Source organism: Enterobacter cloacae complex sp. P38RS (genome assembly GCF_014930775.1).
In the GTDB taxonomy this organism is placed as follows: Bacteria; Pseudomonadota; Gammaproteobacteria; order Enterobacterales; family Enterobacteriaceae; genus Enterobacter; species Enterobacter bugandensis.
In genome coordinates, this window is record NZ_JADBRS010000001.1 from 712,354 (window position 1) to 723,445 (window position 11,092).

Genomic DNA, 11,092 nt, shown 5'->3' on the forward strand with positions numbered 1-11,092 from the left:
AATGCATTAATGTCAGATGCCGGAAGCATGAACCTTCGCTCACTGCTGCTGTTTATTGCCGTCTATGAAACGCAGAACTTTTCCGTCGTTGCGCGACGGGAGGGAATTTCTGCCTCGCAGGTGTCGCGGATTATTCATCAGCTTGAGGACGCGCTCGGCCAGCAGCTGTTCTATCGCAATACCCGGGCGGTGATCCCCACGGAAAACGGGCATCTTTTTCTCCGCTATGCCCGGGCGATGGTCGATAACTTCGAAGAGGCGCGTCGGGAGCTGGATGAACGTTCGACCGAACCCTCCGGCACGGTACGCATTAACGGGCCGGTATTTTTTGGACAGAGGCATGTTGCACCCGGCCTGGCAGGCCTGGCCGAGCGTTATCCACGGTTAACCATAGAGCTGACGCTGACCGATGACTTTATCGACCCGCACCGGGATGCCGCCGACCTCATTTTTCGCATCGGCACGCTGACGGACTCGACGTTCCACGCCCGCATCTTGGGGCAGCAGCGCTACCATCTTGCCGCGTCGCCCGCGTATCTGCGTCAACACGGCGTACCGGCCGACCCGGCCGAGCTGAGCCAGCATAAATGCCTGGTGTATCGCGGTTCGTCTGGCCCTAATCGCTGGCTTGTGCGACGCAAGGGGGAGAATTGGGTGCACTATCCCGTCGCGCCGCTGATGACGTCCAATAATGCGGAGTCGCTGCTCATTGCCGCGCTGGGTGGAATGGGGCTCGTCCTGTTTCCGGACTGGCTGATTGGCGACAGGCTGCAGCGGGGGGAGCTGGTCGCTCTTATGCCGGAAATGGCGTGCGCTATCAATACGGAGCCGCTGAATATTGCGGCGATCTATCCTCACGCACGTCATCCGCCCCTGAACGTCAGGGCGGTGATTGATTATTACGTGGCGTTTTTCGGCTCGCCGCCGTACTGGCAAACGTAAGGCAATTACGCGCCGAGCTCCTTGCGGATAATTTCTGCGCCGGCGCTGAGCGCTTTCAGCTTACCGTTAGCCACCTGACGGGAGAGGGGAGCCATGCCGCAGTTGGTTGAGGGGTAAAGCTTGTCGGCGTCGACGAACTGCAGCGCTTTACGCAGGGTGTCGGCGACCTCTTCTGGCGTTTCGACGGTGTTGGTTGCCACGTCAATCGCCCCAACCATCACCTTTTTACCGCGAATCAGCTCCAGCAGATCCATCGGAACGCGGGAGTTGTGGCACTCCAGGGAGATGATGTCGATGTTAGAGGTTTGCAGCTTAGGGAAGGCCTCTTCATACTGGCGCCATTCTGAGCCGAGCGTCTTTTTCCAGTCGGTATTGGCCTTGATGCCGTAGCCGTAGCAGATGTGTACCGCGGTTTCGCATTTCAGACCCTCAATGGCGCGCTCGAGCGCGGCGATACCCCAGTCGTTGACCTCATCAAAAAAGACGTTAAACGCCGGCTCGTCGAACTGGATAATATCCACGCCCGCGGCTTCTAATTCGCGCGCTTCCTGGTTGAGGATTTTGGCGAATTCCCAGGCCAGCTTTTCGCGGCTTTTATAATGCGCGTCGTAAAGGGTGTCGATCATGGTCATTGGCCCAGGCAGGGCCCATTTGATCGGCTTGTCCGTGAGCTGGCGCAGGTATTTTGCATCGTCCACGAATACCGGCTTCTGACGCGCAACGGCAGAAACCACGGTAGGCACGCTGGCGTCGTAGCGGTTACGAATGCGCACGGTTTGGCGATTTTCAAAATCGACGCCGCTCAGGTGTTCAATAAAGGTGGTGACGAAGTGCTGACGGGTCTGTTCCCCGTCGCTGACAATATCGATTCCCGCACGGATCTGCTCGTCAAGAGACAGGCGCAGTGCATCCTGTTTACCCGCCAGTAATTCCTGATCCTCCAGTTTCCACGGAGACCAGAGCGTTTCAGGTTGCGCAAGCCAGGTCGGCTTAGGCAGGCTGCCAGCCGTAGACGTCGGGAGCAATGTTTTCATAATAAAAGACCTTTTTTGATGAATTAAAGCGTGTAGTTATCAGACCACTGCTCGAGAATGTGTTTATAAGGCTTAATGAAATATTCTTCGGTAAATCGACCCTGTTCAATCGCCAACCGGCTTCGCTCTTCGCGGTCGTAAACAATTTTGGTTAATGAATGATCCTGCTGGTTCAGGTCCGGGCGATAAAACAGTCCCGCCGCCGAGTTCGCGTTATAAATTTCCGGGCGATAGATTTTCTGGAATGTCTCCATCGTGCTGATGGTGCCGATCAGTTCCAGATCGGTGTAATCGCTCAGCAAGTCTCCGGTAAAGAAGAACGCGAAAGGTGCCACGCTGTTCTCCGGCATGAAGTAGCGGACCTTCAGGCCCATTTTGGCGAAGTACAGTTCCGTTAACGACTCGCCATCCGGCGCGTACTCAATACCCAGAACAGGGTGCTGGTTACCGGTGCGGCGATAGGTGTCTTTGCTCGAGACGCTCAGGCAGATCACCGGGCCCTTTCTGAAGTTCTCTTTGTATTCCGGCGAGTTCACAAAATGGCGGAAAATATTGCCGTGCAGTTCGCCAAACTTTTCCGGAATACTGAAGTGCTGCTGGTTCTTGTTGTGCTCCAGCAGCAGGACGCTGAAATCATAATCCCGCACGTAAGAGGAGAAGTTATTCCCGACAATGCCTGCGATACGCTGGTTATTTTTTTTGTCGACAATATACGTCTGCAAAATCTCAATGGCCGGGAACGGCTTTTCCGCGCCAATGTTCAAATCGACAGAGATGATTTCAAGCTCAACCGCGTAGCGATCGGCGGTCGGGTTATCCCAGCGCGCCAGGGCGTTAAAGCGGTTGTTGATCATCACCAGCGTATTGCGCAGGTTTTCTTGACGTTTTTCCCCACGCGCCAGGTTGGCAAAGTTGGTGGTCGTACGCGTATTTTCTGACGGATTGTAATTCTCATCGAAGCAACTGCGCTTAAGGGTATATGTGAAAGCTTTGCTCATTGTGGTTATGCATCCTAAGTTCATGTTGCTAATAAGTTACTAATGCATAATTTATGCCTGAGCCCGCGGCGCAGGGGAAGTGACTTAATTTCAATGCAACATGAGGGAAGTTCATGAACAGGGAGACGCTGAGTGGAAACTTCAGATTGCTTCAGGCATGGAAGTGAAAGAGTAAGGGGCATCGGGCCCCTTTGGGCTATGCTGTAGGACGTTCGTCCCAGGCGTCGCTGTGCATGATGTTCCCAGCGGCGATGCGCCAGGTAATTATTTCATACTGCAGGCTTACGCTTTCAAACACGCTTTATTCGGGGCGAACCAACCGCGTTTTGAGGGTGCCAGGAATGAAATAACTCTTTAGCTGAGCGGGTAGCAAAGCAGGCATTGCTATTGTTCTTCCTTCCTCGTCGCAAAATTCGACAAGATAGCCCAGTGTCGGGGTATCGAAAACCATAACAATCGTACCAACAGCCCCTTTTACCAGTCCTTCATTAGGTAAATCCTCGTCTAAAACCACAACGTCTAATTCGGCTCTTTTCATTTTTGTTTTCTCATTTAACGAATAGGGTTGTCAGGCGAGGAACTAGCGCGTCAGTTTCATACATCCAGCCTGTACGCACGATCGCTGTTTCACCGTTGACGCCTAAAATGGGCATATCGACAGCCATTGTTTGACCGTAATTGTTGGCCTGCAACACTTTTGCTGGGACCGATAATACGCCTTCCTGAATTCTTGCTGCTAAAACATCTGCATTAGTTGGGTTGTATCCCAGCGCTGACTCAAACACCCTGGCTTTGTGCCCACCTGTAGGATGTGTTGAATCTAAAGCATAGGTGGCGAGCTTTTTCGGATCGATAATGGCGTGTTCAGCGTTCACTAACGTACCGCTTTCAGATGTGAAACCTTTTACATATGGGCTTTCAAACGTTGGTATTTTACTGAGACCCGATATTTCATCTATCTCGCTTAGAGGATTCAACCTGCCCATTGTTAATCCTGCTGCAATAGAGGCACCCGTAATAATTAACCCTTTGTTATTCATCACTTGATCGTAACCCGCTGGAGCATCACCGCCAAGCTGCTGCGCGGTTTCATGAAACCCTTCAATGTTGCCGTTATATACACCGCCAGCGGCCAGCAGGCGGCCAACGGTTTTACTGTTCAGCGTTTTCCCCGATCGTGCAGTTGTTGGTCCGTAATAATCATAATGTATCCGTTGAGTGGGGGCAGGCTTCCTGCCTTGCCGATCGGCAATAACGTGCCGGTAGGCACTCATGATTTCGTCCTTATACCATGCATGCCAGGATGAGGCTGTTGGAGTAAACATCAGATCGCCGTTGTCGTCGATGTAAAATGGATTCCGGTCGCTGCTCCAGCGCCTGGAGGTATCTACACCAACAAGCCAGCCAATTTGCAGCTCTTGCTCAACTTCATCATAAATCGGATCTGCGTAGCCGCGACCTTTTCGCTCATACGGCCTTTTATATGGGAACACGCTGTATATTTTTTTGGGAAGACCAAAAGAGAGGCTTTGACCGTTCGCTTCATAAGACAGATCATAATGTATACATGCCTCTTTCAGCGAACCTGCTGGCGTGAGAATGTATTGAAAATCTCCAGGGCTTAATTGCCGTGTTAAATCATGTGACCGGTAGAGTCGGAACATGCCGAATCCTTATCGTTAAGCAACATTGTTTCTTTCAAGGGCATATTTTTTCATTCTTTAATAAGAAAAAGCAGCCTACGCCTGAAGCGAACACAGATATTCAACCCACATCAAATTTATGAACTGCTCATTTTTTTTAAGAAAATAACCTGGCAATTTTTAACCATTTTTTTAGGCGTTAGCGTGAGTATATGTTGAATCAATAATGAACCAGATTCAGGCAGCTAAACGCCATATCTGCTTCTCTGGTACACCATCCCCAATTCCCGCTATAATCCCCAAAATTTCCAACCGGTTTAGAAACGATCATGACAAAACTCACCTTACAAGAGCAGATGCTGAAAGCGGGCCTGGTCAGCAGCAAGAAAGCGGCGAAAGTGCAGCGCACGGCAAAGAAATCACGCGTTCAGGCACGTGAGGCTCGGGAAGCGGTAGAAGAGAATAAGAAGGCGCAGATCGAGCGTGACAAGCTGCTGAGCGAGCAGCAGAAGCAGGCCGTACTCGCTAAAGAGTTTAAAGCGCAGGTGAAGCAGCTGATCGAGATGAACCGCATCACCGTGGCGAAGGGCAACATCACCTTTAACTTCACCGACGGTAATCTGATCAAAAAAATTGAGGTCGACAAGCAGACGCAAACCCAGCTGATCAACGGCCGTCTGGCCATTGCGCGCCTGGTGCTCAATGCAAACGGCGATTGTGAATACGCGATCATTCCGGCGGTGGTGGCTGATAAAATTGCCCAGCGCGATGCCGACAGCATCGTGTTAAACAGCGCGCTCAGTCAGGAAGAGCTGGACGAAGACGATCCGTACGCGGACTTCAAAATTCCTGACGATTTGATGTGGTAAACCGCGTTCAAAACGGGGCGGCGTGGCGGGCGTTAACCGGCTCTCCGCTCACGGGATGAATAAAATTCAGCTCGCTGGCATGCAGCATCAGCCGGGGCGTTTCCTTAGCCCCCGGCGCGTCAAGACCGCCATACAGATCGCAGCCCAGAATAGGGTGCCCGAGCTGTTGGCAGTGGATGCGCAGCTGGTGGGTTCGCCCGGTTTCCGGCGTCAGTTCCACCCGCGTTAACGGCACTCCTGTCCCCCGAAAAAAACGTTCCACCACCCGATAGCGGGAACGGGCGGGTTTACCGTTGATGGCGCAGATCGACATCAGCGGGAACAGCGCCGGGTCTTTGGCAATGGGCGCGTCTATTATTCCCTCGTCGTTTTCCAGATGCCCATAAAGCAGGGCGCTGTAGACTTTCTCCACGCTGCGCTGGCTGAACTGCTGGCAAAGCGCCGCGTTGATGGCCTTATTGCGCGCAACCACCATCAGCCCGGACGTGCCGAAATCCAGACGGTGTACCAGCGTGCAGCCGGGGAACGTCTGGACCAGACGATAATGGACAGAATCGAGGTTTTGCGGGTTTTTGCCCGAGAGGCTGAGCAGGCCAGAAGGCTTATTAATCACCAGCAGATGATCATCCTGCCAGAGGATCTCAATGTCGTCGTGACACGGTGGGGCAATAAAAGAATCGATAATCGCAGACATCAGGCCGCCCGGCTGGAGAGTGGATGCGGATGATAGCGAAATGCGGGGAAAAGAAAAACCCTCCCACCGGGCGGTGAGAGGGGGAAATCTTACGCGGCTACCAGGCTGTCGATGGCGGCTTTCGCGTCGGTCTGCGCTTTGGTCGCCACTTCAGGACCGTAAGCGATGCCTTCCGCGAACACGAAGTTCACGTCAGTGATGCCGATGAAGCCCAGGAACAGGCTCAGGTACGGCGCAACCAGGTCAGTTGGGGTATCTTTATGAATACCGCCACGGCTGGTCAGGACGATCGCACGCTTGCCTTTTACCAGACCTTCCGGGCCGTTCTCGGTGTAGCGGAAGGTTACGCCAGCGCGCGCCACCAGGTCGAAGTAGTTCTTCAGCTGGGTAGGAATGTTGAAGTTGTACATTGGGGCGTTGATGACGATAACGTCGTGCGCCTGCAGCTCAGCAATCAGCTCGTCGGACAGGGCCAGGGCTTCCTGCTGACGCGGGGACAGTGGCGCATCGCTTGGGCGCAGCGCGCCAACCAACTCGCCGTCCAGCACAGGAATAGGGTTTGCTGCAAGGTCACGCACGGTGATTTCGTCTGCAGAATGCTGTTCACGCCACTGTTCAACGAAGTAATCAGACAGCTGACCAGACTGAGAGTACCCTGCCAGAATACTGGATTTCAAAACTAATACTTTGCTCATGGGTGATTCCTGTTGTTGCATTTGATTGAAGGGGGGTGCCCCGTTGCTTGTTGACACTTTATTCACAATCCTGCCACAGAGATAGCGCAATATATCGAAGTCTATGTTCGAATTTTTTGAATAAGGCGCTAAAAGCGTCAATGTGGTACTCTATAGCAATCATTAAAAAGAGATTTTATCCGGCAGAGCACTGCCCGTTAACGCTATGACAGAACAACAAAAATTCACCTTCCCGATGCTCCTGCAACAGCTCGATTCTCTGACGCTGCGCGATAAACAGCGCTTCGCCCGCCGTCTGCACGGCGTGAAGAAGGTTAAAAATCCTGATGCACAACAGGCCATTTACCAGGAGATGGCCAAAGAGATTGAACAGGCGGCAGGGAAGGTTGTGCTGCGCGAAGCTGCGCGCCCGGTGATTACCTACCCGGAAAACCTGCCCGTCAGCCAGAAGAAACAGGACATCCTTGAGGCCGTCCGCGATCACCAGGTGGTGATTGTCGCGGGGGAAACCGGTTCGGGAAAAACCACCCAGCTGCCGAAAATCTGTATGGAGCTGGGCCGCGGGGTGAAGGGGCTGATTGGCCACACCCAGCCGCGTCGTCTGGCGGCGCGCACCGTGGCGAACCGTATTGCCGAAGAGCTGCAGACGGAGCCGGGCGGCTGCATCGGCTACAAGGTGCGATTCAGCGACCACGTCAGCGACAACACCATGGTCAAGCTGATGACGGACGGTATCCTGCTGGCGGAAATACAGCAGGACCGCCTGCTGATGCAGTACGACACCATCATCATCGATGAAGCGCACGAGCGCAGCCTGAACATCGACTTCCTGCTTGGCTATCTTAAAGAGCTGCTGCCGCGTCGCCCTGATCTGAAAATCATCATCACCTCCGCGACCATCGACCCGGAGCGCTTCTCAAAACACTTCAACAATGCGCCAATTATTGAAGTGTCGGGCCGCACCTATCCGGTGGAAGTGCGCTATCGCCCGATTGTGGAAGAGGCGGACGATACCGAACGCGATCAGCTGCAGGCCATCTTCGACGCCGTTGACGAGCTGGGCAACGAGAGCGCGGGCGACATCCTGATCTTCATGAGCGGCGAGCGCGAAATTCGCGATACTGCCGATGCGCTCAGCAAGCGCGACCTGCGCCACACCGAGATCCTGCCGCTGTACGCGCGCCTGTCGAACAGCGAGCAAAACCGCGTCTTCCAGCCACACAGCGGACGCCGCATCGTGCTGGCGACCAACGTGGCGGAGACCTCGCTGACCGTACCGGGGATTAAATACGTGATCGACCCGGGCACGGCGCGCATCAGCCGCTACAGCTACCGCACCAAGGTTCAGCGGCTGCCGATTGAGCCCGTCTCCCAGGCGTCTGCTAACCAGCGTAAGGGCCGCTGTGGCCGCGTGTCGGAAGGGATCTGTATTCGCCTCTATTCCGAAGACGATTTCCTGTCGCGTCCGGAATTTACCGACCCGGAAATTCTGCGCACCAACCTGGCGTCCGTAATCCTGCAGATGACGGCCCTGGGGCTGGGCGACATCGCGGCGTTTCCGTTTGTCGAAGCGCCGGATAAGCGCAACATTCAGGACGGCGTGCGTCTGCTGGAAGAGCTCGGGGCGATTACCACCGACGAGCAGGCAACGGTCTATAAGCTGACGCCGCTGGGCCGCCAGCTCAGCCAGCTTCCGGTCGACCCGCGTCTGGCGCGCATGGTGCTGGAAGCGCAAAAGCACGGCTGCGTGCGCGAGGCGATGATCATTACCTCGGCGCTCTCTATTCAGGATCCGCGCGAGCGGCCGATGGACAAACAGCAGGCGTCGGACGAAAAGCATCGCCGCTTCCACGACAAAGAGTCCGATTTCCTCGCCTTCGTGAACCTGTGGAACTACCTCGGCGAGCAGCAGAAGGCGCTCTCTTCGAACCAGTTCCGCCGCCAGTGCCGCGTGGATTTCCTCAACTACCTGCGCGTGCGCGAGTGGCAGGATATCTACACCCAGCTTCGCCAGGTGGTGAAAGAGCTGGGCATTCCGGTGAACAGCGAGCCGGCAGAGTACCGCGAAATCCATATCGCGCTGCTGACCGGCCTGCTGTCCCACATTGGGATGAAGGACGCCGAGAAGCAGGAGTATACCGGCGCGCGTAACGCCCGTTTCTCCATCTTTCCCGGCTCCGGCCTGTTCAAAAAGCCGCCAAAGTGGACCATGGTCGCGGAGCTGGTGGAAACCAGCCGCCTGTGGGGACGCATTGCCGCTCGTATCGATCCGGAATGGGTGGAGCCGGTGGCGCAGCATCTGCTTAAGCGCTCGTACAGCGAGCCGCACTGGGAGCGCGCGCAGGGCGCGGTGATGGCGACCGAAAAAGTGACCGTTTACGGCCTGCCGGTGGTCGCCGCGCGTAAGGTCAACTACAGCCAGATCGATCCGGCGCTGTGCCGCGAGCTGTTTATCCGCCACGCGCTGGTGGAGGGCGACTGGCAGACGCGCCACGCCTTCTTCCGTGAAAACCTGAAGCTGCGCGCCGAGGTGGAAGAGCTTGAGCACAAGTCCCGACGCCGCGACATTCTGGTGGACGATGAGGCGCTGTTTGAGTTTTACGACCAGCGCATCAGCCATGATGTTATCTCCGCCCGCCACTTTGACAGCTGGTGGAAGAAGGCCAGCAAAGCGACGCCGGACCTGCTCAACTTCGAAAAGAGCATGCTGATTAAAGAGGGGGCGGAGTCGGTCAGCAAGCTCGACTACCCGAACTTCTGGCATCAGGGCAACCTCAAGCTGCGTCTGACCTACCAGTTTGAACCGGGCACCGACGCGGACGGCGTAACCGTCCACATTCCGCTGCCGCTGTTAAACCAGGTCGACGAGAGCGGGTTTGAGTGGCAAATTCCCGGCCTGCGCCGCGAGCTGGTGATTGCGCTGATCAAATCCCTGCCGAAACCGGTGCGGCGCAATTTTGTGCCAGCGCCAAATTATGCGGAAGCGTTTCTGGGCCGCGTCACGCCGCTGGAACTGCCGCTGCTGGACGCGCTGGAGCGTGAATTCCGCCGCATGACCGGGACGACCATCGACCGCGACGACTGGAACTGGGATCAGGTGCCCGATCACCTGAAAATCAGCTTCCGCGTGGTGGACGATAAAAACAAAAAGCTGCTGGAAGGGCGTTCCCTCAGCGAGCTGAAAGAGGCGCTGAAAGGCAAAGTTCAGGAGACGCTCTCTGCGGTGGCCGACGACGGCATCGAGCAGAGCGGGCTGCATATCTGGAGCTTTGGCCAGCTTCCGGAAAGCTACGAGCAGAAGCGCGGCAACTATAAGGTTAAAGCCTGGCCGGCGCTCGTGGACGAGCGCGACAGCGTGGCGATCAAGCTGTTTGATAACCCGCAGGAACAGCAGCAGATGATGTGGCGCGGGCTGCGCCGCCTGCTGCTGCTCAACATCCCGTCGCCGATCAAGTATCTGCACGAGAAGCTGCCGAACAAAGCCAAGCTGGGGCTCTACTTTAACCCGTACGGCAAAGTGCTGGATCTGATTGACGACTGCATCTCCTGCGGCGTGGACAAGCTGATCCACGAGGCGGGCGGCCCGGTCTGGACGGAAGAAGGTTTTGCGAAGCTGCATGACAAGGTTCGCGCCGAGCTGAACGACACCGTGGTGGAGATTGCCAAACAGGTCGAGCAGATCCTCACCGCCGTGTTCAACATCAACAAGCGCCTGAAGGGGCGCGTGGATATGACCATGGCGCTGGGGCTGTCGGACGTGAAGGCGCAGATGGCGGGGCTGGTGTACCGCGGCTTTGTCACCGGCAACGGCTTTAAGCGTCTGGGCGATACGCTGCGCTATCTGCAGGCGATTGAAAAACGTCTGGAGAAAATGGCGATCGATCCGCACCGCGATCGCGCGCAGATGCTGAAGGTCGAAAGCGTGCAGCAGGCGTGGCAGCAGTGGTTAAACAAGCTGCCGCCGGCGCGCCGCGACGATGAAGATGTGCAGGAGATCCGCTGGATGATCGAGGAGCTGCGCGTCAGCTTCTTTGCCCAGCAGCTCGGTACGCCGTATCCGATTTCGGATAAACGTATATTGCAGGCGATGGAGCAGATTTCCGCTTAACGTCCTTGCCCGGTTTTCTCCCTCTCCCACAGGGTGTACGGTCCGGGGACATAGTGAACACTTGTTCGGGGACATGGTAGACACTTACAACTGAGGCATAAGAACCCGT

General features: G+C 55.6%; 8 protein-coding genes and 2 pseudogenes. 3 read left to right on the forward strand and 7 right to left on the reverse strand.

Features of this window, described 5'->3' with window-relative positions; all coding sequences use genetic code 11:
• Positions 1-9 precede the first annotated feature (9 nt).
• Positions 10-942 (forward strand): LysR family transcriptional regulator, encoded by a 933-nt coding sequence (locus tag IM303_RS03520; RefSeq protein ID WP_193359591.1) that lies wholly within the window; start codon positions 10-12, stop codon positions 940-942.
• Positions 943-947: 5 nt separating this feature from the next.
• On the opposite strand, the gene IM303_RS03525 is transcribed toward IM303_RS03520, so the two are convergent.
• The 5 genes and pseudogenes from IM303_RS03525 to IM303_RS03540 all read right to left on the reverse strand — a co-directional run bounded on the left by IM303_RS03525 (position 948) and on the right by IM303_RS03540 (position 4,638).
• Positions 948-1,976 (reverse strand): methionine synthase, encoded by a 1,029-nt coding sequence (locus IM303_RS03525; protein WP_048998482.1) that lies wholly within the window; start codon positions 1,974-1,976, stop codon positions 948-950.
• A gap of 23 nt (positions 1,977-1,999) precedes the next feature.
• Entirely contained in the window at positions 2,000-2,974 is a 975-nt protein-coding gene (locus IM303_RS03530) for a DUF1852 domain-containing protein (RefSeq protein WP_048956426.1), read from the reverse strand.
• A 196-nt stretch (positions 2,975-3,170) separates the two neighbouring features.
• Positions 3,171-3,266: pseudogene (locus IM303_RS22150) on the reverse strand (type VI secretion system tube protein Hcp); the annotation flags it as partial.
• A 21-nt stretch (positions 3,267-3,287) separates the two neighbouring features.
• A pseudogene (locus IM303_RS03535) lies at positions 3,288-3,512 on the reverse strand (DUF4926 domain-containing protein); the annotation flags it as partial.
• A 10-nt stretch (positions 3,513-3,522) separates the two neighbouring features.
• A complete protein-coding gene (locus tag IM303_RS03540) occupies positions 3,523-4,638 on the reverse strand; it encodes a DUF6883 domain-containing protein (protein ID WP_048998486.1) in 1,116 nt (371 codons plus the stop codon).
• A 308-nt stretch (positions 4,639-4,946) separates the two neighbouring features.
• Between IM303_RS03540 and IM303_RS03545 the strand changes: the two genes are divergently transcribed.
• Positions 4,947-5,486 (forward strand): DUF2058 domain-containing protein, encoded by a 540-nt coding sequence (locus IM303_RS03545; RefSeq protein WP_059357036.1) that lies wholly within the window; start codon positions 4,947-4,949, stop codon positions 5,484-5,486.
• Between the two features lie 7 nt (positions 5,487-5,493).
• Here IM303_RS03545 and IM303_RS03550 read toward each other — a convergent pair whose 3' ends face one another.
• Both IM303_RS03550 and azoR read right to left on the reverse strand, forming a co-directional pair.
• A complete protein-coding gene (locus IM303_RS03550; RefSeq protein WP_193067064.1) occupies positions 5,494-6,180 on the reverse strand; it encodes an RluA family pseudouridine synthase in 687 nt (228 codons plus the stop codon).
• A gap of 89 nt (positions 6,181-6,269) precedes the next feature.
• The gene (gene azoR / locus IM303_RS03555; RefSeq protein WP_008502313.1) at positions 6,270-6,875 is read right to left on the reverse strand and encodes an FMN-dependent NADH-azoreductase; all 606 of its coding nucleotides are present in this window, start codon (positions 6,873-6,875) and stop codon (positions 6,270-6,272) included.
• 205 nt (positions 6,876-7,080) lie between these two features.
• Here azoR and hrpA point away from each other — a divergent pair, with 205 nt between their 5' ends.
• Positions 7,081-10,983 carry an ATP-dependent RNA helicase HrpA gene (hrpA, locus tag IM303_RS03560; RefSeq protein WP_193359593.1) on the forward strand — a complete coding sequence of 1,301 codons (3,903 nt, stop codon included), beginning with the start codon at positions 7,081-7,083 and terminating at the stop codon, positions 10,981-10,983.
• Positions 10,984-11,092: the final 109 nt, after the last annotated feature.

What these genes read in the sequence shown, in the direction of transcription:
- IM303_RS03545 (WP_059357036.1), top strand. Translation starts at nt 4,947, where the DNA reads ATGACAAAACTCACCTTACAAGAGCAGATGCTGAAAGCGGGCCTGGTC.
- hrpA (WP_193359593.1), top strand. Translation starts at nt 7,081, where the DNA reads ATGACAGAACAACAAAAATTCACCTTCCCGATGCTCCTGCAACAGCTC.
- IM303_RS03540 (WP_048998486.1), bottom strand. Translation starts at nt 4,638, where the DNA reads ATGTTCCGACTCTACCGGTCACATGATTTAACACGGCAATTAAGCCCT.
- IM303_RS03520 (WP_193359591.1), top strand. Translation starts at nt 10, where the DNA reads ATGTCAGATGCCGGAAGCATGAACCTTCGCTCACTGCTGCTGTTTATT.
- azoR (WP_008502313.1), bottom strand. Translation starts at nt 6,875, where the DNA reads ATGAGCAAAGTATTAGTTTTGAAATCCAGTATTCTGGCAGGGTACTCT.
- IM303_RS03525 (WP_048998482.1), bottom strand. Translation starts at nt 1,976, where the DNA reads ATGAAAACATTGCTCCCGACGTCTACGGCTGGCAGCCTGCCTAAGCCG.
- IM303_RS03530 (WP_048956426.1), bottom strand. Translation starts at nt 2,974, where the DNA reads ATGAGCAAAGCTTTCACATATACCCTTAAGCGCAGTTGCTTCGATGAG.
- IM303_RS03550 (WP_193067064.1), bottom strand. Translation starts at nt 6,180, where the DNA reads ATGTCTGCGATTATCGATTCTTTTATTGCCCCACCGTGTCACGACGAC.